At 60.7% G+C, this 22,876-nt stretch carries 22 protein-coding genes; 14 read left to right on the plus strand and 8 right to left on the minus strand.

The window, feature by feature from the left end:
• The first annotated feature begins 38 nt into the window (after positions 1–38).
• On the plus strand, positions 39–494 hold the full coding sequence (locus JOE34_RS09965) for a TadE/TadG family type IV pilus assembly protein (RefSeq protein ID WP_209995645.1): 456 nt from the start codon (positions 39–41) through the stop codon (positions 492–494).
• Positions 484–3,264 carry a PAS domain-containing sensor histidine kinase gene (locus tag JOE34_RS09970; RefSeq protein WP_209995647.1) on the plus strand — a complete coding sequence of 927 codons (2,781 nt, stop codon included), beginning with the start codon at positions 484–486 and terminating at the stop codon, positions 3,262–3,264. Before JOE34_RS09965 ends, JOE34_RS09970 begins: the two co-directional genes overlap by 11 nt.
• Here the strand turns inward: JOE34_RS09970 and JOE34_RS09975 are convergent.
• The 3 genes from JOE34_RS09975 to JOE34_RS09985 form a co-directional block, all read right to left on the minus strand.
• On the minus strand, positions 3,261–5,294 hold the full coding sequence (locus JOE34_RS09975) for a TadG family pilus assembly protein (RefSeq protein ID WP_096112905.1): 2,034 nt from the start codon (positions 5,292–5,294) through the stop codon (positions 3,261–3,263). The two genes, JOE34_RS09970 and JOE34_RS09975, sit on opposite strands and share 4 nt — an antisense overlap.
• Before the next feature lie 137 nt (positions 5,295–5,431).
• Positions 5,432–6,748, minus strand: a complete 1,317-nt coding sequence (locus JOE34_RS09980; RefSeq protein ID WP_003421077.1) for a bifunctional DedA family/phosphatase PAP2 family protein — start codon at positions 6,746–6,748, stop codon at positions 5,432–5,434.
• A gap of 3 nt (positions 6,749–6,751) precedes the next feature.
• Positions 6,752–7,423 carry a DNA-3-methyladenine glycosylase gene (locus JOE34_RS09985; protein ID WP_003421075.1) on the minus strand — a complete coding sequence of 224 codons (672 nt, stop codon included), beginning with the start codon at positions 7,421–7,423 and terminating at the stop codon, positions 6,752–6,754.
• Between the two features lie 285 nt (positions 7,424–7,708).
• Between JOE34_RS09985 and JOE34_RS09990 the strand changes: the two genes are divergently transcribed.
• The 12 genes from JOE34_RS09990 to lipA all read left to right on the plus strand — a co-directional run bounded on the left by JOE34_RS09990 (position 7,709) and on the right by lipA (position 19,115).
• Entirely contained in the window at positions 7,709–8,974 is a 1,266-nt protein-coding gene (locus tag JOE34_RS09990) for a glutamate-5-semialdehyde dehydrogenase (protein WP_003421073.1), read from the plus strand.
• Positions 8,975–8,996: 22 nt separating this feature from the next.
• Positions 8,997–9,656 carry a nicotinate-nucleotide adenylyltransferase gene (gene nadD, locus JOE34_RS09995; protein ID WP_161420682.1) on the plus strand — a complete coding sequence of 220 codons (660 nt, stop codon included), beginning with the start codon at positions 8,997–8,999 and terminating at the stop codon, positions 9,654–9,656.
• Between the two features lie 60 nt (positions 9,657–9,716).
• The gene (rsfS, locus tag JOE34_RS10000; RefSeq protein ID WP_003340916.1) at positions 9,717–10,103 is read left to right on the plus strand and encodes a ribosome silencing factor; all 387 of its coding nucleotides are present in this window, start codon (positions 9,717–9,719) and stop codon (positions 10,101–10,103) included.
• A gap of 9 nt (positions 10,104–10,112) precedes the next feature.
• Positions 10,113–10,580 carry a 23S rRNA (pseudouridine(1915)-N(3))-methyltransferase RlmH gene (gene rlmH / locus JOE34_RS10005; RefSeq protein ID WP_003313894.1) on the plus strand — a complete coding sequence of 156 codons (468 nt, stop codon included), beginning with the start codon at positions 10,113–10,115 and terminating at the stop codon, positions 10,578–10,580.
• A gap of 28 nt (positions 10,581–10,608) precedes the next feature.
• Positions 10,609–12,504, plus strand: coding sequence for a penicillin-binding protein 2 (gene mrdA / locus JOE34_RS10010; RefSeq protein ID WP_003399770.1), 1,896 nt, complete (start codon positions 10,609–10,611; stop codon positions 12,502–12,504).
• A 31-nt stretch (positions 12,505–12,535) separates the two neighbouring features.
• Positions 12,536–13,639 (plus strand): rod shape-determining protein RodA, encoded by a 1,104-nt coding sequence (rodA, locus tag JOE34_RS10015; protein WP_003313892.1) that lies wholly within the window; start codon positions 12,536–12,538, stop codon positions 13,637–13,639.
• A gap of 17 nt (positions 13,640–13,656) precedes the next feature.
• Positions 13,657–14,664, plus strand: a complete 1,008-nt coding sequence (gene mltB / locus JOE34_RS10020) for a lytic murein transglycosylase B (RefSeq protein ID WP_003313890.1) — start codon at positions 13,657–13,659, stop codon at positions 14,662–14,664.
• Positions 14,664–15,692, plus strand: coding sequence for a septal ring lytic transglycosylase RlpA family protein (locus JOE34_RS10025; RefSeq protein WP_003391978.1), 1,029 nt, complete (start codon positions 14,664–14,666; stop codon positions 15,690–15,692). Before mltB ends, JOE34_RS10025 begins: the two co-directional genes overlap by 1 nt.
• 240 nt (positions 15,693–15,932) lie before the next feature.
• On the plus strand, positions 15,933–17,093 hold the full coding sequence (locus tag JOE34_RS10030; protein WP_003313886.1) for a D-alanyl-D-alanine carboxypeptidase family protein: 1,161 nt from the start codon (positions 15,933–15,935) through the stop codon (positions 17,091–17,093).
• A 90-nt stretch (positions 17,094–17,183) separates the two neighbouring features.
• Positions 17,184–17,459, plus strand: coding sequence for a DUF493 domain-containing protein (locus JOE34_RS10035; protein WP_003340907.1), 276 nt, complete (start codon positions 17,184–17,186; stop codon positions 17,457–17,459).
• A complete protein-coding gene (gene lipB / locus JOE34_RS10040) occupies positions 17,459–18,115 on the plus strand; it encodes a lipoyl(octanoyl) transferase LipB (RefSeq protein ID WP_003313884.1) in 657 nt (218 codons plus the stop codon). Before JOE34_RS10035 ends, lipB begins: the two co-directional genes overlap by 1 nt.
• Positions 18,108–19,115: a lipoyl synthase gene (gene lipA / locus JOE34_RS10045; RefSeq protein WP_002555327.1), complete on the plus strand. Its 1,008-nt coding sequence runs from the start codon at positions 18,108–18,110 to the stop codon at positions 19,113–19,115. Before lipB ends, lipA begins: the two co-directional genes overlap by 8 nt.
• Before the next feature lie 120 nt (positions 19,116–19,235).
• Here lipA and JOE34_RS10050 read toward each other — a convergent pair whose 3' ends face one another.
• From JOE34_RS10050 to lptE, 5 genes are all read right to left on the minus strand, one after another.
• Entirely contained in the window at positions 19,236–20,573 is a 1,338-nt protein-coding gene (locus tag JOE34_RS10050) for a lytic murein transglycosylase (RefSeq protein WP_032662598.1), read from the minus strand.
• An 83-nt stretch (positions 20,574–20,656) separates the two neighbouring features.
• Positions 20,657–20,812, minus strand: a complete 156-nt coding sequence (arfA, locus tag JOE34_RS10055) for an alternative ribosome rescue factor ArfA (RefSeq protein WP_002555325.1) — start codon at positions 20,810–20,812, stop codon at positions 20,657–20,659.
• Positions 20,813–20,959: 147 nt separating this feature from the next.
• Positions 20,960–21,172: a hypothetical protein gene (locus tag JOE34_RS10060; RefSeq protein WP_010418032.1), complete on the minus strand. Its 213-nt coding sequence runs from the start codon at positions 21,170–21,172 to the stop codon at positions 20,960–20,962.
• Positions 21,173–21,177: 5 nt separating this feature from the next.
• A complete protein-coding gene (gene holA / locus JOE34_RS10065) occupies positions 21,178–22,215 on the minus strand; it encodes a DNA polymerase III subunit delta (RefSeq protein WP_003368796.1) in 1,038 nt (345 codons plus the stop codon).
• Positions 22,216–22,256: 41 nt separating this feature from the next.
• Complete coding sequence (gene lptE, locus JOE34_RS10070; RefSeq protein WP_003340893.1) at positions 22,257–22,862, minus strand: LPS assembly lipoprotein LptE; 606 nt, start codon at positions 22,860–22,862, stop codon at positions 22,257–22,259.
• Positions 22,863–22,876: the final 14 nt, after the last annotated feature.

The following is a 22,876-nucleotide window of genomic DNA, read 5'->3' on the forward strand; positions in this document are numbered from 1 at the left end:
GCTGTGTTGATGCACTACATGTCAGGGTAGACGTCGATATGAAAACTGTTCTGCAACATACCTTGCCCCGTCGTCAACAGGGGGCCGCCGCTATTGAATTCTCTGCGGTGTTCGTTATTTTCTTTGCGGTGTTCTATGGCATGGTGAGTTATAGCCTGCCGTTGCTCATGGTCCAGTCATTCAATGCCGCCGCCAGTGAAGCGGTGCGTAGAAGTGTGGCCCTCAGTCCAACAGTTACCGGCTATAACGATTTGTTAAAGAGTCAGGCTCAGAGTGTGGTCATGAACCAGTTGTCGTGGATACCCCCTGCGCTGGGATTCAATATCAACCATACCAGCGTGACCTATAGCGCAGGCATTCTGACCGTGACCATCCAGTACCCCAAAACCCGACTGGCTCAGGTAGTGCCCTTGTTGACTCTTCCAGGCATTGGCGAGGTTCCACGCTTGCCGAACAACCTGACTGCACAAGCGAGTCTGCAACTTGTCCCTTGAAAAGAATCGTTTGAGCCGTTGGCTGGGCCGTGGTGAAGCAACGCAGGTGCCGCAGCCCTTGCCTGTATCGAGCGAGCCCGGTCCGATCGGTGCGGACCTCTATTTGCTGCTGGATGACGAAGGCCGTATACAAAGCATCAGCCCGCACTTGCTCGCCCGGCTGGACGTCGCTGCGCCACTGCCGGCGGCTCAGCGTTTGATGAGTCTGCTGCTGCCCAACAGTGCACTGGTCATTGAAGGGGTGCCGCGTGACTGGCTGGGGCACATGCTGGACCTGGACTTCAAAGGGGACGATGCACACACCTTGCACGCCAGAGGCTGGGTGCAGGCGCATGGCAAGGGCTGGCTCTTGCAATTGCTGGATATCAGCGACCTGATGGAGGAGGCCAGTGCCGCGCGGAGCCGCCAGCAGTGCCTGCGGTTTGCCGGGCAGATGGCTGAGCGTGTGCGAGCGTGCAACGTCGAACGCCTGACTACAGTGGTGAGCGAGCAACTGGAGGAGCTCGCGCAGCTGTGGCGCATCCCCTGTGTGGCGCTGGTGTTACCGGAGGCCGGCGGTGTCGGCTGGCGTGTTTATTGTCAGTACAGCGCGCATACGGCGCCCGAGTTGTGGCAGGTCGGGCAGCGGCTGGGCACTGCGCTGGATCGATTCAACGTCGACGCTACACAGCAACTGAGGTTTGGCGGCACTGTCTATGAGGGCGCGCTGCAAAGTGCTTTCGGTAACGCTGACGGTCTTCTGATCCCCCACAGCCGCGATAACGTTGCCAAGGCCTGGTTGATGTTCGGATTTTATAACGCGCAGCAGCAGGCTCCGGACCTTGGCGAGCGCGAGTGGCTCAACCTGTGCTCGGCCTTGGCCGGGCCGGTTCTTTTTCGAATGTCCGAGCAACATAACCGTCACCATGTCGAACGCCTGGCGGTGCTTCAGGACCTGCTGGGCACCGGTTGGTGGGAATTGCTGCCGGATCGTGACGAGGTTCTGCTGGCACCGCAGCTGGCTCGCAGTCTGCGTCTGGGCGACCGGGTCGAGAGCCTGTCGCGTCAGGACTGGCTGGCACTGATTCATCCCGCCGATCGACAGGAGCTGTCCAGTCGTCTCGCGCAGTTGCGCGACAAAGGCACGCCGCTGTTGCTCTGTGTACGTCTGGCACAAAATGACCCCACTCAGGAAACCCTCTGGTTTCGTATCCAGGGGCAGGCGTTGATCAGGGGTCAGGTTCAGCGTGTGCTGGGGTTCATGCTGGACGTCAGCGATATCAAGAATCAGGAAACCGAGGCCGCCGCCGCGCATGCCCGGCTGGATAACCTGATTGCCAGCTCGCCCGCCGTGATTTACGTGCAGCGTTACGATCACGGAAACCTGGAGCCAACCTTTTTCAGTGACAGCCTGACGCCCTTGCTGGGCTGGACGCTGGCCGATTGCGTCGATGGGCAACTGGCGGGATACATCCATCCCGAAGACCACGACATCTGGTTCGAGCGTAACCGGCAACTGCTGCGTGAAGGCTTCGTCAGCCGCCGTTTCAGGTTGCGCAACAGGAACGGCCAATACCACTGGCTGCTGGACGAGGCGCGACTGCTGCGTGACGACCTCGGCATGCCGGTGGAGGCGGTGGGGCTGTGGCTGGACGTGACCGAGGCCACCCTGGCCGCAGAGCATATACGGCGCAGCGAGGAGCGTTACCGCATTCTGGTCGAAGATTCGCCGGCGATGATCTGCCGCTACACGCCGGACCTGGTGTTGAGTTTCGGCAACCGGCCGCTGGCCAACTATATGGAGTGCACACCCGAGCAATTGACCGGAATCAACCTCGGAGACTGGCTGTCGGACGAGCAGCGCGAGGCGTTCATCAAGCGTATCGGCCAACTGACTCCGGAAGCACCGGTGAGTACCGAAGAAATCTGTATCGAGCTGCCGGGACGCGAGTATGCCTGGTGGATATGGGCCGACCGAGGGGTATTCGATGAGCACGGCACGTTGGTCGAAGTGCAGGCGGTGGGGCGTGACAACACCGATGTACGCCGCTCGCGCATGCAGTTGAATCAGAGCGCGAAGATGGCAACGCTTGGCGAGATGTCCACCGGTCTGGCCCATGAGATCAACCAGCCGCTCAACGTCATGCGCATGGCCGTGGTCAACGTTCTCAAGCGTCTGGGCCGGGGTGATGTAGACATCGAATACCTCACTGAAAAACTCAATCGCATCGACACCCAGGTGCAGCGCGCTGCCCGTGTAGTCGATCACATGCGGGTATTCGGTCGCCGCTCTGAAGTAGAAGAGCAGTTGTTCGATCCGGCTCAGGCGGTCGAAGGCACGATCTCGATGCTGGCTGAAGGCATGAAAGGCAAGGGCGTGCAGCTGCGGGTCGGCGGGATGGTCGACGCGGTGCGGGTTCGCGGCCATGTCGATCAGCTTGAGCAGGTGCTGATCAACCTGATGGTCAACGCCCGTGATGCCTTGTTGTCGCGCCGGGAAAAGGACCGGGATTTCGAGCCGTGGATCAGTGTCGAGGCCGAGCGCGATGAAAATATCATCCGCCTGGCGGTCCAGGACAACGGCGGGGGCATTGATCCGCGGTTGCTGGAGCGTATTTTCGAGCCGTTTTTCACCACTAAACCGATCGGTGTCGGCACCGGGCTGGGCTTGTCCGTCAGTTACGGCATTGTCGACCAGATGGGCGGCCAGCTCAGCGTCGCCAACGTCGGTGAGGGCGCTCGATTCCAGATCGAACTGCCGATATTCAACGCCGATCAGACCGGCAGCTAAATCACCAGTGTCGCCTGACCCAGGTTGCAGCTCAGATTGGAGCCGACGTCGGTGGCCCCCATGCTCACACCCAGTGATTCGAACAACGGGTCGACGACCGACGTGAGCAAGCGTGTCAGGGTGTCGTCGACAATCGCATCCAGCGCCAGGGTCAGGCTGTTCAGTGTGGCGGCCGCACCGGTGATGACGTTGCCCAGCACATTGCTGGTCGCCGGTTTATATACATTCACTTTGACGCTTGAAGCCGTGCCGTTGAGCAAGGTGCTCGGTTTGGTGTGCGCAACGCGTGTCAGGTAAAACGGGGCGCTGCTGATCTCCGGCAGGTTGGGCGAGCTGAACGTCGTGCTGGTCACCGTCGAGCTGCCCAGTGCCGACTGGCTGACGTTGTCGAAGGTCAGGCCGATACCGCCACCCCCGAAAGGCTTGCGCGCGGTGCAGTTACCCAGCAGCCCGGCAACCTTCTGGCAGGTCATGGTGCCGATATCGATGACGGGCACCGGCACGGCGGTGATGGCCGCCGGATCAGTGCTGGCGGGGAAGGCAGACGAACTGTCGATCGAGCCGATCTTGGCGCTTAGTAATGCTGCGTCGGTCTTGACGTTGAGGGTTTTGCTGGCGTTGCTGGTGCAGGTAAAACCGCTGACGTAGCTGTCGGCGCTGGCCAGTGACAGGCTCATGTCGATCCTCGGACCTGCGCTTGACGAGCTGTCGGTCAGAAATTTGAAGTCGGTCACCATGCAACTGGTGAGTCCCAGCGCACAGGTGGCCGAGGTCCCCAGTCCAGCGAGGTTCAGGCTCAGTGCGCTGTTGAGGATCGGCGTGAGGCTGCCAATCACTGAACCCGCGGTATTGACCAGCGAGGTCATCGTGCCGAGCACCGGCAGGTTGATCGACACCAGTGCGCGCATTTGTGCCGTGCGCACGTAAATCCGATTTGCACCGTTTCGCGGGTCGAGCGGGTCGATCTTGCTCGGGTCGCCGATTGCCGACAGCTGAGGCGGCTCGATTACCTGAATGCGTGTGGTGACCTGCGCGAGCCCGGCGATATTGACCTGGGTCGCGGTCAGAACGCCGCTCTTTTTGTTGGCCAGTTGCGCGATGCCCTGGACCAGATCCATCAGGCGCAGATTGGTATTCAGCGCGGCGAGGTCCGCGCCGCTCTGCACGGACAGCAGATCACCCAGAAGCACTGTGGTCGCCCCAGAGGCCAGCTTCAAGGCTTGCAGGCCCTGAATGGCGGCGGCACCGCCCAGTGTTGCGTTGGGGCTGATGACATTGATTGCGCTCTGCAGTAGCTGACTGACCGAAACCGAGGTGTTGAGTACATCGTTGTAACCAACCGCCGTGAGGCTGAGGTCGGTTTTCAGCCTGTTCAGGTAGCTCAGCAGGCTCAGGTTGGTGTCTGCGATGCCTTGCCAGTTGGCAACACTCAGGTTCAACGTACCCCCCAGCAGGCTGCCGACCACCGGGTTGAGGAGGGCGGCACCGGTGCTGTCCACAGTGACTCCCGCACTGCGAATGGTCAGCGCCGCCAGCGGCGCGGCACTGGCGGCAACGGCGGTGGCGCTGATCGTCACATTGGGTGGGGAAGGCGTCTTTTCGAACAGTGCGCCAATGCCGGCTGCAATGCTGCGTGGCACCGGATGAGCCGCGACCACCTGGATAGCCAGCGCCTGCGTCGAGTCGGCGACAAATACGCGAGGCCCTGCGACGTCCACGGTGAGTGTTCCGCAGCGAGTCACCAGGGTGCGGCCATCGGTATTCGGGACGAAGCCGTTGCGCGTGGCGCTCTGATTAGCGAAATCGGGCGCCGAGGCGGCTGTGCCGCTGCACGTGCCTCTACGGCCCGCCGCTTCCAGTGCGGCAATGTCCGCAACCCGCTGCAACGAGCGCTTTTCCAGATACAGCCTGCCGCTGTCGATAACGGTCAGCGTGCACAGCAATGCCAGGCCCATGGTCAGCGCCGCCATCAGGCCGATCGCGCCGCGTTGCCGGGAGGGCATCGCCGTATAACCATCCAGTGGAGACATCAACACTCCTTCGATCACGCCATCGCACACTCATTTGTCCCTGAAGAGTGTAGTCAACGCCTCGAAAGAGCGCTGGCAAGGTGCCAGATGTGAGAAGAGTCGCACCCGTCATGTGCGGGCGCGATCAGGTCTGTCGATCAATACTGGTAACGCAGCACGCCATGCGACAGGGCACGAACGGCGAAGATACCCAGCAAGGCGGTCATGGCGGGCACGACGAGCCACCAGACGCGCACCGACATGGCCGGCAAGGGGGCCTTGCGTTGAATGAACGCCAGGCTGGCGGCGCAAACGCAAAACGCCAGAAGCATGCCGGCGAGAATATCGGTGGGCCAGTGAACGCCCAGGTAAACCCTCGACAGCGCGATTGCCAGAGCCGGAATACCAGCGACCAGCATCCAGGTCAGGCGCAGCCGTACGGGTTGGCCACGTCCGGCCAGCACTCCCAGGGTCATGAACAGCGCAAAGGCTGCCGAGCTATGACCGCTGGGCATGCTGTACGTCGTCAGCGGCTCTAACAGCACCTCCGGGCGAGCGCGGGCGAAAAACGTTTTCAGGATGCCGTTGGCGATCGCGGTGCCCAGTGTGGCTGTCAGAGCAAAGGCTGCGTGGCGCCATTGCCTGGCAACCGCCAGCACGATGATCAGCAGGCTGGCGGCCAGCAACTGCGCCCTGAAATCGCCGATGCTGGTGACGAACACCACGATATTCTGCGTGGCTTCGCTGCGGTGTTCCTGGATGAGCGTCATCAGACCGTTGTCGAAGTCGGCCAGCAAGGGGAAGCCGAAGAACAGCGCCGCGACCAGCATCAGGCTGAGCGCGGAAATCAGTCGGGTTGCGTAGCGTTTCTGGCGAATACTGCTCTGGATGCTCAGCCCGAACAGGACGGCCAGGCCGCCGCCAACCACGGCCGCCTCGGGCCAGAAGCCTTCCGGCAGTGGCAGGCGAATCGCTGCGCCTGCCGCCCAGCCCGGCATCAGGTAGGCAATCGACCAGCCTGCCGCCGCCAGCACGCTGACTGCCACGAAGCGCGGCAACGGCATGTCGCACATACCGGCGATCATCGGCAGCATCGGACGCAACGGGCCGATGAAGCGTCCCACCAGCAAACTGGCAATGCCGTAACGGTGGAAGTACTTTTCCGCACCTTCCATCCACTCCGGGTGCGTGCGCAAGCCGGGCAATTGACGGATATTCTGATGAAAGCGCCGGCCTACGAAGTACGACACCGCGTCACCCAGCAGTCCGCCGAGAAAACCCAGCAACAGCACTTCGCTCAACGGCAGTATGCCGCTGCCCGCCAGGGCGGCGATGGCAAACATGATGACCGTGCCCGGCACGACGATCCCGACGATCGCGACGCATTCAATGAAGGCCACCAAAAAGATCGCGACAGCCACCCAGGAAGGGTTTGCGGTCAGCCAGCCAGTCATTCCATTGAGCAGATCGCCCATCGGTCAGTTTCCTTGATCGAGAAATAAGTAGTCGCGGCCTTCGACCTGACCGCGTCTGAGAGGGTTCCGTGTGCAGAAACGGGCGTAACCGGCATCCACGAAGCGATACATCAAGTGCTCATCGCGCCCGGCAGGAATGCCCAGTCGGGTGGTCTGGATAATGCGTTCGGGTGTCTGACCGATGTCCTCGACCAGCAATTTTTCAGGGTCAAAGCGCTTGGCGTCCCACACCGGGACTTTCAGGCCGAGCGCCTTGCACAGCAGCGTCTGGCCAGCGCAAAGCCGTTGCGCCGGGCGCATCGCGCCGCTGGCGTCGGGGTTGTTCAGTTGCATCTGCGCCAGCGCGTTTTCGTCGCTGGTTGCGTCGGTCCAGGGAAACGCCGATTTGATCAGCACGGCATTGCCCGGCCCCTCGGCGCTGAAATTCAAAGAATCGCCGCCGCGTGCGTAATACATATAGATGTGGCCACCGTCGAGAAACAGTGCCTTGCGTTTCTCGGTATAGCCCAGCGAGGCATGGCTGCCCTTTTCGGCGCAGTAGTACGCTTCGGTTTCGATGATCCGCGCGGCCAGCCACAGGTCGCCTACCTTGTGGCGAATAACCTTGCCCAGCAGAGCGCGCGCCAGCAGTTGGGCATCGCGATGAAAGAAGTGGTCGGGGAGGGCTGTGGGCATAATCGGACGGGTACATTGAGAAAGAGCCCGATAATAACAAGCGCAACTTTAATTGCAGCTGAATGTGTCTGGATTAGGCGCTTTGTTGTTTCTGAACGTGACCGAATCATGACAAGCCGTTATGCCCATGCAGGGCGCCAGCCTGCGCATGGCCGTCGGCAACGCCTGCCACGGTGACGAAAAATCTGCGCACTGATATCGACCATCCGCCTGTCTGCGCTGTCGTTCGGGCGGCACGACAGCTATAATCAGCCGCTTTCCTCTTTGCCAAGACCTCTGAGACCAATGACTGAGTCCGTTCTTGACTACATGACCCGCCTGGGTCGCGCCGCCCGCGAAGCTTCGCGAGTGATCGGCCGTGCCAGCACTGCGCAGAAGAATCGCGCCCTGCAGGCCACTGCTGCCGCTCTGGACGAAGCTCGCGCCGAGCTGTCTGCCGCCAACGCGCTGGACCTGGCCAATGGTCAGGCGAACGGCCTTGAGCCGGCCATGCTCGAGCGTCTGGCCCTGACCCCCGCACGTATCGACGGCATGATCGTCGGGTTGCGTCAGGTAGCAGCGTTGGCAGACCCGGTCGGTGCGATCCGCGACATGAGCTATCGGCCGTCAGGTATTCAGGTCGGCAAGATGCGTGTGCCGCTGGGTGTTGTCGGAATCATCTACGAGTCACGTCCGAACGTGACCATCGATGCGGCCAGTCTGTGTCTGAAGTCTGGAAACGCGACCATCCTGCGCGGTGGTTCCGAAGCCATTCATTCCAATCGCGCCATCGCGGCCTGCATCGAGCGCGGCCTGGCCGAGGCCGGTCTGCCCGCTGCTGTCGTGCAAGTGGTTGAAACCACCGACCGTGCAGCCGTGGGCGCGCTGATCACCATGCCCGAGTACGTGGACGTCATCGTTCCGCGTGGCGGCAAGGGGTTGATCGAGCGCGTCAGTCGCGACGCACGGGTGCCGGTCATCAAGCATCTGGACGGCATCTGCCATGTGTACGTCAGTGCCCACGCCGATCTGGCCAAGGCGCAGAAGATCGCCTTCAACGCCAAGACCTACCGTTACGGGATCTGCGGCGCGATGGAAACCCTGCTGGTCGATCAGACCATTGCCGCCGACTTTTTGCCGTCGATGGCCGCGCAGTTTCGCGAGAAGGGCGTCGAGTTGCGCGGTTGCGAGCGTACCCGTGAGCTGATCGACGTGATCCCGGCCACCGAGGACGACTGGCACACCGAGTACCTGGACGCGATTCTGTCTATTCGCGTCGTGTCCGGGCTGGATGAAGCCATCGAGCACATCAACCATTACGGCTCGCATCACAGCGATGCCATCGTTTCGGACCACCAGAGTCAGGTGCGCCGGTTCATGGCCGAGGTCGATTCCAGCTCGGTCATGGTCAATGCGCCGACCTGCTTCGCTGACGGGTTCGAATACGGCCTGGGTGCCGAGATCGGCATTTCTACTGATAAGCTGCACGCCCGCGGTCCTGTCGGTCTTGAAGGGCTGACCTGCGAGAAGTACATCGTGATCGGTGACGGCCAATTGCGCGGACAAGCCTGACTTGAATAGCCCCATGACCGCGCTGCCCAGACGTATCGGCATGCTTGGGGGCACGTTCGACCCGGTTCATATCGGTCATTTGCGCGGTGCGCTCGAAGTGGCCGAACTGCTGGAACTCGATGAGTTGCGCCTGACGCCCAGCGCCAGGCCTCCGCATCGTGACATGCCGAGCGTCACCGCCGAGGATCGTCTGGCGATGGTTCAGAGTGCCGTTGCGGGTGTGTCGCCCCTGACGGTGGATGACCGTGAACTGAAACGTGACAAACCGTCGTACACCCTCGACACACTGGAATCGATGCGCGCCGAACTGGCGCCTCGCGACCAATTGTTCCTGTTGCTGGGTTGGGATGCCTTTTGCGGGCTGCCGACCTGGCACAGATGGGAAGAACTGCTGGAGCACTGCCATATCGTGGTGCTGCAACGCCCGGACGCGGACAGCGAGTCGCCGGATGCTATGCGCAATCTGCTGGCGGCCCGCGCAGTCAGCGATCCCAAGGCCCTGAAAGGGCCGGGTGGACAGATTACATTCGTCTGGCAGACGCCTTTATCGGTGTCTGCCACCCAGATCCGTCAACTGCTGGCCAGCGGTAAGTCGGTACGTTTTCTGGTGCCAGACGCGGTACTGGCCTATATCGATGCACGCGGACTTTACCGCGCGCCGAACACTGATGGGTCGTCCTGAAACTGCTTTGATCGACAAGCGTCTGGACGGTCCCACACATACGAGCTGAATGAGTTTTATATGACAAAGCAAAAAATGAGCAGTGAAGACGTCATCAATGTTGCGATTGCAGCCCTTGAAGAGGTCAAGGGTGCCGACATCCTGACCATCGACGTGCGCGACAAGACCAGCATCGCTGACTACATGCTGATCTGCACCGGTACGTCCAACCGTCAGTTGAACGCACTGGTCGATAACGTCCGTGACAAGGTCAAGGCTGCCGGCCTGAAGTCCCTGAGCGAAGAAGGCAAGGGCGACAGCGACTGGGTTCTGCTGGACCTGGGTGATGTGATTGTCCATGTGATGACCGCTGCGGCACGCCAGTTCTATGACCTTGAGCGCTTGTGGCAGGGTGCCGAACAAAGCCGTGCTGCCAGCGCTGCGCACCACACACCGGGCAACGAATAAGGCTTTGATGTGCGTCTGCGTCTGATCGCTGTGGGTTCGCGCATGCCCAAGTGGGTGGAAGAAGGTTGGCACGAATACGCCAAGCGGATGCCCTCCGAGCTTGCGCTTGAACTGGTGGAAATCCCGCTCAATACCCGAGGCAAAAACGCCGACGTCGCGCGCTTTATCCGTCAGGAAGGCGAGGCGATGCTGGCGAAAGTGCAGCCGGGCGAGCGGATTGTCACGCTGGAAGTGCAGGGCAAACCGTGGAGCACCGAACAACTGGCGGTCGAACTCGATCGCTGGCGTCTCGATGCGCGTACGGTCAACCTGATGGTCGGCGGCCCCGAGGGGCTGGCGCCTGAAGTCTGTGCCCGCAGTGAACAACGCTGGTCTCTGTCGCCGCTGACCCTGCCGCACCCGTTGGTGCGCATCCTGATCGGCGAGCAGATGTATCGCGCCTGGACGGTCCTGTCCGGGCACCCTTATCACAAGTAGCACCGTCTTTACTGTGAATACGGCCTAAATGTCTCAACCGATCCGCCTCAAAGACCACGAAAAGGACGCACGCCTGGTGCGCGGCAGGGTCGTGTTCGGAGCAGTGGCGGTCGTGTTGCTGGTGTGCGTGCTGATTGCCCGGTTGTATTACCTGCAGGTCATCCAGTACGAGTATCACTCCACGCTTTCGGAAAACAACCGCGTTCACGTTCAGCCGATTCCGCCCAGCCGTGGGCTGATCTACGACCGCAACGGCGTTGTGGTCGCCGATAACCGGCCCAGTTTCAGTCTCAGCATGACCCGTGAACGCGCAGGCGAGTGGTCCAGCGTGCTCGACACCATTGTGGAGATCCTGCAGCTCACCCCCGACGACCGCATCATCTTCGAAAAGCGCATGAAACAGGGGCGTCGACCATTCGAGCCGGTGCCCATCCTGTTCGAGCTGAGCGAAGAGCAGATCGCCCTGATCGCCGTCAACCAGTTCCGCCTGCCGGGCGTCGAAGTGGTTGCGCAACTGGTCAGGCACTACCCGCAAGGGCCGCACTTTGCCCACTCGGTCGGCTACATGGGGCGCATCAACGAAAAAGAGCTCAAGAGCCTCGACCCGATCAATTACAGCGGCACGCACCATATCGGCAAGACCGGTATCGAGCGTTTTTACGAGCCCGAGCTGCATGGTCAGGTTGGCTACGAAGAGGTCGAGACCAACGCCCGTGGTCGCGTGTTGCGTGTGCTCAAGCGCACCGACCCGATCCCCGGCAAGGACATTGTCCTGAGCCTGGACATCAAGCTTCAGGAAGCTGCCGAAGCCGCACTGGGCGGGCGTCGTGGTGCGGTCGTCGCCCTCGATCCGGCCACCGGTGAAGTGCTGGCGATGGTCAGTGCGCCGAGCTTCGATCCGAACCTGTTTGTCACCGGCATCAGCTTCAAGGCCTATGCCGAGCTGCGCGATTCCATCGATCGGCCGCTGTTCAACCGCATCCTGCGAGGGCTGTACCCGCCGGGCTCGACCATCAAGCCTGCGGTGGCGATTGCCGGGCTGGATACCGGTGCAGTGACGCCTGGCTCACGGGTGTTCGATCCGGGCTATTACCAGCTGCCCAATTACGATCACAAGTACCGCAACTGGAACCGCACCGGCGATGGCTGGGTCGATCTGGATACGGCGATCATGCGTTCAAATGACACGTACTTCTACGATCTGGCGCACAAGGTGGGCATTGATCGACTGGCGACCTATATGAACAAGTTTGGTATCGGGCAGAAGGTCTCGCTGGACATGTTCGAAGAATCTCCCGGCCTGATGCCTTCCCGCGAGTGGAAGCGCGCCACGCGCCGGCAGGCCTGGTTCCCCGGCGAGACGCTGATCCTCGGCATTGGTCAGGGCTACATGCAGGCAACGCCTTTGCAACTGGCCCAGGCGACCGCGCTGGTGGCCAACAAGGGGGTGTGGAACCGTCCTCACCTGGCCAGAACCATCGAAGGCAAGGCACCTGTGGATGAAAACCCGATGCCGGACATCGTGCTGCGCGACCCGGCCAACTGGGGACGCGTCAATCACGGCATGCAGGAAGTGATGCACGGCGCGCGCGGTACGGCGCGCAAGGCCGCCATCGGTGCGCAGTACCGGATTGCCGGCAAGAGTGGTACGGCCCAGGTGGTGGCCATCAAGCAGGGCGAGAAATACGACCGCACCAAGGTGCAGGAACGTCACCGCGACCACGCCTTGTTTGTCGGTTTCGCCCCGGCCGACAATCCGAAAATCGTTGTTGCAGTGATGGTCGAGAACGGTGAGTCCGGTTCCGGCGTTGCTGCCCCCGTCGTACGTCAGGTCCTGGACGCCTGGCTGCTCGACGAAAACGGCCATCTCAAACCCGAGTACGCCGGTTCCCTGAATCTGGAGGCTGCGGCCCGTGAAGAGTAATTTCGACCGCATCCTGTCCAGTGAAGACGTGATGCGTCGCCGCGCCACGTTTCTGCAGCGCATTCATATCGACGGTCCATTACTGATCCTGCTGCTGACGCTGGCGGCGGGCAGCCTGTTCGTGCTGTATTCGGCCAGCGGCAAGAACTGGGACCTGCTGATCAAGCAGGCCAGTTCGTTCGGCATCGGTCTGGTGGCAATGGTGGTGATCGCCCAACTGGAGCCGCGCTTTATGGCGCGCTGGGTGCCGGTGCTGTATGTCATCGGCGTCCTGCTGCTGGTCGTGGTGGATGTCATGGGCCATAACGCCATGGGTGCGACGCGCTGGATCAACATTCCCGGGGTCATTCGCTTCCAGCCTTCGGAGTTTCTCAAGATCATCATGCCGGCGACCATCGCCTGGTACCTGTCCAAGCGCACGCTGCCGCCGCATTTGAAGCACGTGGCGGTCAGTCTCGCCCTGATCGGTGTGCCGTTCATTCTGATTGTGCGCCAGCCAGACCTGGGAACGTCCCTGCTGATTCTGGCGTCGGGTGCCTTCGTGCTGTTCATGGCCGGCTTGCGCTGGCGCTGGATCATCAGTGTACTGGCGGCGGCCGTACCGGCGGCGGTGGCCATGTGGTTCTTCTTCATGCACGACTACCAGAAGCAGCGCGTACTGACGTTTCTGGACCCGGAAAGCGATCCGCTGGGGACCGGCTGGAACATCATTCAGTCAAAGGCTGCGATTGGTTCGGGCGGCGTGTTCGGCAAAGGCTGGTTGCTCGGCACGCAGTCGCACCTCGACTTTTTGCCGGAAAGCCATACCGACTTCATCATTGCAGTGTTGGGTGAAGAGTTCGGCCTGGTGGGCATCTGTGCGTTGCTGATCATTTATATGCTGCTGATCGGTCGCGGGCTTGTGATCACCGCACAGGCGCAGACATTATTCGGCAAACTGCTGGCCGGCGCGTTGACCATGACATTTTTTGTTTACGTTTTCGTCAACATCGGTATGGTCAGTGGCCTGCTGCCAGTGGTGGGGGTGCCTTTGCCCTTCATTAGCTACGGCGGAACTTCGCTCGTGACCCTACTGTCAGCGTTTGGAGTTTTGATGTCGATCCATACACATCGTAAATGGATCGCTCAAGTTTGATTAAGGTGAACTATTCAATGCAAGTAATGCGTAACTGGGCTCGATATGCTCCGGTGGTCGGTCTGGTGGGCATCCTTGGATCGGTGCAAGAGGCACTGGCGGGCGACTACGACGGTTCGCCCCAAGTGGCGGAATTCGTCGGTGAGCTGACTCGCGATCATGGTTTTGCCGGTGAGCAGTTGATGAGCCTGTTCCGGGAGGTCGAGCGCAAGCAGGCCATTCTCGATGCCATTTCCCGCCCGGCCGAACGGGTCAAGCAATGGAAAGAGTATCGGCCGATGTTCATCACCGATACGCGCATCGCTCGCGGTGTCGACTTCTGGCGTCAGCATGAGGCCGCCTTGGCACGTGCCGAGCAGGAATACGGCGTGCCGGCGCAGATCATCGTGTCGATCATTGGTGTAGAAACCTTTTTCGGCCGCAATACCGGTAATTACCGGGTGATAGACGCCTTGTCGACGCTTGGCTTCGATTACCCGCCACGCGCCCAGTTCTTCCGCAAGGAATTGCGCGAGTTTCTGCTGCTGGCTCGCGAGCAACAGGTCGACCCTCTGACGCTCAAGGGTTCGTACGCCGGGGCAATGGGGCTGCCGCAGTTCATGCCGAGCAGTTTCCGCGCCTACGCGGTGGATTTCGACGGTGACGGTCACATCAACATCTGGACCGACCCGGACGATGCCATCGGCAGTGTCGCGAGCTATTTCAAGCGTCATGGCTGGGTGGCCGGTCAGCCGGTGGTCAGTCGTGCCACGGCGCGTGGCGATCGGGTTGACGAGGGGTTGAGCCCTGCGCTTGATCCGGTAATGTCGGTCGGGGAGTTGCGACAGCTGGGCTGGGCGAGTCATGATGCGCTGCGCGACGATATGCCGGTGACGGCGTTTCGTCTGGAAGGCGACAATGGTCCTGAATACTGGCTGGGTTTGAACAATTTTTATGCAATCACTCGTTATAACCGCAGTGTGATGTACGCCATGGCCGTATATCAGCTGTCTGAATCGTTGGTTCAAGCTCGAGGCGTCAAGTAATGCGGGCATCGCCGATTCTTCAATCATTCAAGCTTCTGGCGTTGACTGGCCTGGCAGTGCTGGTCGCCAGTTGCTCGTCGCCATCGCGCACGACAACCTCACCGTCGCCCAAGGGCGGCGCCGTGGTGCGCTCGATGCCGGGGCTGGACATCAACCGTGCCCACAAGGACGGGGCGCCGTGGTGGGACGTGGATGTCTCGCGTATCCCTGATGCAACGCCAACCCTGCACACCGGCGCCTACAAGGCCAACCCGTATACCGTGCTGGGCAAGACCTACTTTCCGATGAGCGATGCCAAGCGTTACGTCGCTTCTGGCACTGCCTCCTGGTATGGCACCAAGTTTCATGGTCAGAACACCGCCAACGGCGAGGTGTATGACCTGTACGGCATGAGTGCCGCGCACAAGACCCTGCCGCTGCCCAGCTACGTCAAAGTGACCAACCTGGACAACAATCGCACGGTGATCCTGCGCGTCAACGATCGCGGGCCGTTCTATTCCGACCGCATCATCGACCTGTCCTACGCGGCCGCTAAAAAGCTCGGCTATGCCGAAACCGGCACGGCACGGGTCAAGGTCGAAGGTATCGACCCGCAGGAATGGTGGGCGCAACGAGGCCGTCCGGCGCCGCTGTTGCTCAATCAGCCGCAGGTCGTTGCTCAGGCGACGCCGCCTGCGCTGTCCACTTCGACCGGCACCGTCGAGCAGTACACACCACCCCCTCAGCAGCACGCTGCACCCGTCGTGCCTATGCAGGTTGACGCAAAAAAAAACGCTTCAGGACAAGCCGCTGGGCTATTTCTCCAGGTGGGAGCCTTCGCCAACCCGGACGCTGCGGAACTCCTGAGGTCGAAATTGAGCGGGATGGTTCGAGCGCCGGTGTTCGTCAGCTCGATAGCGCGCAATCAGCAAACGCTCTATCGAGTGCGGATGGGACCGATCGACACGCAGGGTGAGGCCCAGCAGCTGCAAAACAGCGTCAGGTCGGCCAATCTGGGCCAGCCGAGCGTAGTGACATCGGATCAGTAAGTTTTTCGACAACCGTTCTCCGGCAATAATGGGGGACGGTATGCAGTCGCAGGCGGCGCACATTTGCTTTCAGGGCAAGCGTTGCAGGTAACTGCCCACAAGGTCGTGTGTCGAACAGGCGACTTTGTCAGCCAGGGTTACAGCCTGGCGCCACGAGCCGTACCGAGGCGTTTCGCTTCGCCGGTCTGTTCAGTTTTGCCCGCAAGGGCATGTTTGCCCATTAGGATTCTCGAGAGACGGATGAACATCACCACCTTTGCAAAACGTTTGTGCCTGCTTGTTCCACTGATCATCACCCCGACTGTGTGGGCGGCAGAGCAGATGACGCCTGCTGCACCACAACTGGCGGCCAAGGCCTACGTGCTGATGGATGCCACCAGCGGCAACGTCCTGGTCGAGAACAACGGTGATCAGCGTCTGGCTCCTGCGAGTCTGACCAAGCTGATGACCGCCTACATCGCGACCCTGGAAATCCGTCGCGGCCAGATTGGCGAAAACGATCCGGTGACGATCAGTGAAAACGCCTGGCGCACGGGCGGTTCGCGGATGTTCATCAAGGTCGGCAGCCAGGTCACGGTCAGCGATCTGCTGCATGGCATCATCATTCAGTCGGGCAACGACGCCAGCGTCGCGATCTCCGAGCATATTGCCGGCAGCGAAGATGCCTTTGCCGACATGATGAACAAGACTGCTGCCGATCTGGGCATGACCAACAGCCACTTCATGAACCCGACCGGTCTGCCGAACCCTGAGCACTACTCGTCGGCTCACGACATGGCGATCCTGGCACGCGCGATCATTCACGAAGACCCGGCTCACTATGCGATCTACTCGCAGAAAGAGTTCTTCTGGAACGGCATCAAGCAGCCTAACCGTAACCTGCTGCTGTGGCGCGACAAGACCGTTGACGGTCTGAAAACCGGTCATACCGATGAAGCTGGCTACTGCATGGTGTCGTCGGCAGTACGTGACGGCATGCGTCTGATTGCCGTGGTGTTCGGCACCAACAGCGAACAGGCTCGTGCAGCTGAAACCCAGAAGCTGCTGACCTACGGCTTCCGTTTCTTCGAAACCCAGAACTTCTACCAGAAGGGCACCGAGCTGGCCCAGGCCACTGTCTGGAAAGGCACCGAGCGTCAGGTCAAGGCCGGTCTGGCTGAAGATCTGAGCATGACCATGCCAAAAGGTGACATGAAGAAGCTGTCTGCCAGCATGACCATGAACCCGCAACTGGTTGCGCCAATCGCCAAGGGCGACGTGATCGGCAAGGTCGAGGTCAAGAAAGACGATCAGGTGGTTCACACCGCCAATCTGATTGCGCTCGACGGGGTTGAGGAGGGTGGTATTTTCCGCCGCGTGTGGGATAGCATCCGCCTGTTCTTCTACGGCTTGTTCAACTGATCCAGTAACCAATGCCGACCTTCTCGCGGCCTGCTCATGATCTGAGCGGGCCGCGTGTCCGTCGTCACGGCTTGTGAGACCTTTACTGCCATGACTGATACCGACATCAAGTCGCACAAAATCGAATTTCCCTGCAATGACTACCCGATCAAGGTGATCGGTGACACCAGTGTGGGCTTTACGGCGGCCGTGATGGAAGTGCTTGAAAAGCATGCCACGGTCGACCTCAAGACGCTCGCCGAGCGTCAGAGCAGCAACGGCAAATACACCACTGTGCAATTGCACATTGTCGCTACCGGCGAAGACCAGTTGCGCGATATCAATAGTGCCTTGCGCGCTACGGGTTTCGTGCACATGGTGCTCTGATGGCGGCTACGCTGGGTTTTCGTGATCTGGGCCTGATCGATTACGAAACCGCCTGGCACGCCATGAAGCGCTTTACCGACGAGCGTGGCCGCGAGGCTGCCGATGAAGTCTGGCTGGTCCAGCATCCGCCGGTTTTCACCCAGGGACAGTCCGGCAAGGCCGAGCATTTGCTGCTGCCGGGTAATATTCCTGTCGTACAGGTCGATCGTGGCGGCCAAGTGACTTATCATGGCCCGGGCCAACTGGTGGCTTATCTGATGCTGGACGTCAGGCGCCTTGGTTTCGGCGTTCGCGATCTGGTCACCCGGATCGAGAACACCCTCATCGCCTTGCTCGCCGACTACGGCGTCAAGGCTGCAGCCAAGGCTGATGCCCCCGGCGTATACGTTGACGGCGCGAAAATAGCGTCGCTCGGTCTGCGCATTCGCAACGGCTGTTCGTTTCATGGTCTGGCGTTGAACGTCGACATGGACCTTGAGCCGTTTCGCCGCATCAACCCTTGCGGATACGCCGGACTGGCCATGACCCAACTGAGCGATCAGGCTGGGCAGATAGAATTTTCCGAGGTAAGTGCCCGACTGCGTGCGCAGCTCGTCAAACACCTCGACTACGCTGAGCAGGCGACCCTTACGGGCGGAATAAACCATTATGACTGACACCGTGCAAACCCTGATCCCGACGCTGGATGTTTCCGAGCGAGTGGCCCGTCCGAAAGTCGAAGCGGGCGTCAAGCTTCGCGGAGCGGAAAAGGTTGCGCGCATCCCGGTCAAGATCATCCCGACGGTAGACCTGCCGAAGAAGCCTGACTGGATTCGCGTGCGCATCCCGGTTTCTCCGGAAGTCGACCGTATCAAGCAATTGCTGCGCAAGCACAAGCTGCACAGCGTCTGTGAAGAAGCATCCTGCCCCAACCTGGGCGAGTGCTTCTCCGGTGGCACTGCAACGTTCATGATCATGGGCGACATCTGCACCCGTCGTTGCCCGTTCTGTGACGTGGGCCACGGCCGTCCGAAGCCGCTCGACGTCAACGAACCGAAAAGCCTCGCTATCGCGATTGCCGACCTGCGCCTGAAGTACGTGGTTATCACCTCGGTGGACCGTGACGACCTGCGTGATGGCGGTGCTCAGCACTTCGCCGACTGCATCCGCGAAATCCGCCTGCTGTCGCCGGGCGTGCAGCTCGAAACGCTGGTACCGGATTACCGTGGCCGGATGGATGTGGCGCTGGAAATCACCGCCGCCGAGCCGCCGGATGTGTTCAACCACAACCTGGAAACCGTACCGCGTCTGTACAAGGCTGCGCGTCCGGGGTCGGACTACCAGTGGTCGCTGACCCTGCTGCAGCGCTTCAAGCAGATGGTCCCGCATGTACCGACCAAGTCCGGGCTGATGCTGGGGTTGGGCGAGACCGACGAAGAAGTCATCGAAGTCATGCAGCGCATGCGCGAACACGACATCGACATGCTGACCCTGGGTCAATACCTGCAGCCTTCGCGCAATCACTTGCCCGTGCAGCGCTTTGTCCACCCGGACACCTTTGCCTGGTTCGCCGAGGAAGGCTACAAGATGGGCTTCAAGAACGTCGCGTCCGGGCCGCTGGTACGCTCTTCGTACCACGCCGACGAGCAGGCCAAGATCGCCAAAGCGATGCTCTGACAACACGGCGCAAAAACAAGAAGGGCCAGGTAGTGATACCTGGCCCTTCTTTTTTGCGGTTGATTATCGTGCCGATGCTCCGCGTTGGCATGCCGTTCTGGACGCTCTGCGTCCTCCCGATTACTGCCCGACAGGCTTGCGCAGGTTTTCCAGCAATTCATGCGTCGGGTAACCGTCGGCTGGCCAGCCGAACGACTGCTGCGCACTGCGGATAGCCTTGCGTGTATTGGCGCCGATAATGCCGTCTGGCGCGCCTGCGTCGTACTGGCGTGCCGAAAGCAGGGTTTGCAGCTCAATGCGCTCTGAGCGGCTCAGCGGCAGGTCTCCGCGTGGCCAGCTGCCCACTACATAGCCCGCGCCTTTGAATCGATCGGAAAGCAGGCTGATCGCCAGCGCGTAGGAAGTCGAGTTGTTGTACTTGAGAATCGCGCGGAAGTTGTCCAGCACCAGAAAGGCTGGCCCGCGATAACCGGCCGGCAACAGCAAGGCGGCTTGTTGCTGGCTGGCAGCGACCGAAATGGCTGAGCCGTCTGGTTGTTTCAGGCCCAGTTGCTGCCATTCAGCAAGACTTTTGCGGGTCGTCGAGTCGGCCAGCGAGTAATCGAATCCCGAGCCGAGCACCACTTCAAAGCCCCAGGGCTGACCACGCTGCCAGCCGGAGCTTTGCAGGTAGTGCGCGGTGGAGGCGAGGGCATCGGCAGGGGTGTTCCAGATATCCCGTCGGCCATCGCCGTCAAAATCCACGGCATGGGTGTTGTAGGTAGTCGGGATGAACTGGGTCTGGCCCATCGCACCGGCCCACGAACCGAGCATTTTGTCCGGGGTGATGTCGCCATGCTGGATGATTTCCAGCGCGGCCAGCAACTGGCTCTGTGCAAAGCCGGGACGACGGCCTTCGTAGGCCAGCGTTGCCAGTGAGCGAATGACGGATTGCGTACCCTGGAACGACCCGAAGTTACTTTCCATGCCCCATACCGCGACCAGCGCCTGACGATCCACACCGTACTGCTGCTCGATCTTCTGCAGGTCGTCGGCATACTGCGAAAGCAGCGCCTGACCCTTGCGTACGCGTGCGGCAGAGATGGCACCGTCGAGGTATTCCCAGACCGGGCGGCTGAATTCAGGCTGGCTGCGGTCGGCCTTGACCACGCTCATGTCTGGGGTGACGCCGGCAAATGCCAGGTCGAATACGTCCGCCCGGATACCCGCCTTCAACGCCTGGGCACGAAAGCCGGCCTGCCATTCGCTGAAGCTGACGGCGGGCTGAATCGTGAGGTTGTCATCAACGACCAGCGCTGGCGTAGGCGCTACGGCAGGAGCGTTTGTCTGCACCTTGCTGGATTGAAGAGGCGTGGCATCGGCTGCAGTGGGTTTTTCTGCGCAGGCTACCAGGGCAACAAGACTGGAGGCAGCGATGAGTTGGCGCAGCTGCGGGCGATGGGTAAAACGAGAAGGCATGCTTGAGTCCAAGGGTATTACCGTTAGGTGCAGACCATAACACGGCTAAGCGGTTGAAAGCGCCCCGGAAATGTTGCTCGATATCAGGCTGCCATAAAGCAGGAAGCCTCCCAGCTTTTAGACTGGAAGGCTTCGCGGCGGTAGCTGCCTTTGCCCTTGGCGGGTTGTTCCTGACGACTGCGGAACAAAGGCTGGGCGATGATGGATTTGGCCTTGTTCGGCCGCTTTGGCTTGCTCATGGCGGGTGCTCCTGATGGGTGTTGTAAAACGCTGCGAATCATCGGGCAGAACGGCGCGTGTGTCTAATAGTCGTGTGCTATGACACTGAGCGCGCAATTGGCTGAGTGAATGAAGACCTGTGGGAGCCAACTTGCTCGCGAATTTGATCAAAAATCAAACTGATGCAGTAGCGCCATCATGATGATTGCAAGGGTGGCAACTCCCATGCCTGTCGCCCAACTTGCTGCTGGGGTTTCCGCAAACCAGGAGCCTTTTACAGGGTATTTGCCAAGCGTCAGGAGTTTTACGATTGGCCATCCGACCGGATAGAAAATGGCACGAGCGACGACTTCAAACAGGCCAGTAGGCAGGTCGCACATGAGGCCTACTCCGCAGGCAGCGCCAATCGTTGCCCTGCCATCAGCAGCGCCAGTCGGCTCAGGCTGCTCCATGGCGAGCCGGCGGCCTGGCCTTTGATCTGCGCATCGATGCGTTGCGCATCCATGAGCAGCTGGCTCCAGCGTTTTGCCGAGTGGCGTTGCAGGGCCTTGCTCATCAGTGGCTTGCGCTTGTCCCAGATCGGCGGACGTGCCGAGCTGAACACCTTGTCCAGCGGCACGCCCTGGCTGAATTGTTGCGACATATTGGCCAGAGCGCGCAGTTCGCGGGTCAATGCCCAGAGAATCACCGGCGTTTCGACCCCTTCACCACGCAGTCCTTCGAGCATGCGCAACGCATGGGCAGCTTCGCCATTAAGGACGGCATCGGTCAGGCCAAACACATCGAAGCGTGCACTGTCGGCCACCGCCGCCTGCACGGTCTCGACGGTGATCTGGCCTTCTTCGGCCATCAGCTTGAGCTTTTCGATTTCCTGCGCGGCGGCCAGCAGGTTGCCTTCGACCCTGGCCGCGATCAGTTCGACGGCGTCCTGAGTCGCCGCCAGACCCGCCTGCGACAGGCGCTGGCGAATCCATTGCGGCAGCTGGCCGATGTCCACCGGCCAGATTTGCACGAACTGGGTTTGCGCACCCTCGACCAGGGCCTTGCCCCATTTGGTTTTCTGCGCACTGCCATCGAGCTTGGGCAGGCTGATCAGCAGCAGCGTGTCTTCGGCGGGTCTGGCGCAATATTCCATAAGCGCCGCAGCACCCTTGTCGCCGGGCTTGCCGGAGGGCAGACGCAACTCCAGGAGACGGCGTTCGGCAAACAGCGACATGCTGGCACCCGCCTGGAGCAATGTGCCCCAGTCGAAGCTGGCGTCGGCGCTGAATACCTGCCGCTCATCGAAGCCTTGCTGGCGTGCGGCCGCGCGAATGGCGTCAGCTGCTTCCTGGCAGAGCAGCGGGTCATCACCGCTGATCACATAGACGGGCGCAAGTGTGCCTTGCAAGTGCTTGCCGAGTTGGGCGGGGGCGAGTTTCATGATTCAGAGGATGTCGGGGCCGGAAAACCGGCCCCGAACACTTATCTGGCTGGAACTTCGACAGGCGACTGCTGAGGTGTCTCGTCGCGGATTCGCTGAGCAGCCTCGAGTGCGTCGGCTTCGGCCTTGGCAACTGCGTCGGCCTTGGTCTGCAGTTCGTCCAGACGCGAAGGGGTCAGTTGCTGCAAGCGCGCCATCAGTTTCTGGATCAGGTCGTTGCGCATTTCCTGACGAACCTGAGAGGCTTCCTGATCGGAACCGGTCAGGTTGTTACCGTCGTGCACGTAGGAACGGTCTGCGGTGACTTTATCGCCAAGCAGGAAGCGATCCCTGTCGCCATGCACTTCATAGGTCAGGGTGGTGGTCAGCTGGTATTCAGCCGAGCGACCCGAGCCCGAGTAGCTGATGGCGCGCTGAGTCTCGGCTTCGTTGGTCAGCATCAGCTTGTAAGGCGCGCCGGTGTAGACCTTGACGCCAGAGCTGGTCAGCAGGCGAGTGAGCTGAGTCACGGTTTCGCCATAGGCGTTGCGGGCGCTGACATCCAGCTCCTTGATCGCCAGCTCGGTGGTACCGGTGCCACGCAGCTGGAAGCCACAGGCACTCAACAGAACAGCCAGGCCCATCACCAGCAAATTGCGTTTGATCATCTTGATGCTCCCCT

The organism is Pseudomonas sp. PvP028, from assembly GCF_017832255.1.
Taxonomy (GTDB): Bacteria; Pseudomonadota; Gammaproteobacteria; order Pseudomonadales; family Pseudomonadaceae; genus Aquipseudomonas; species Aquipseudomonas syringae.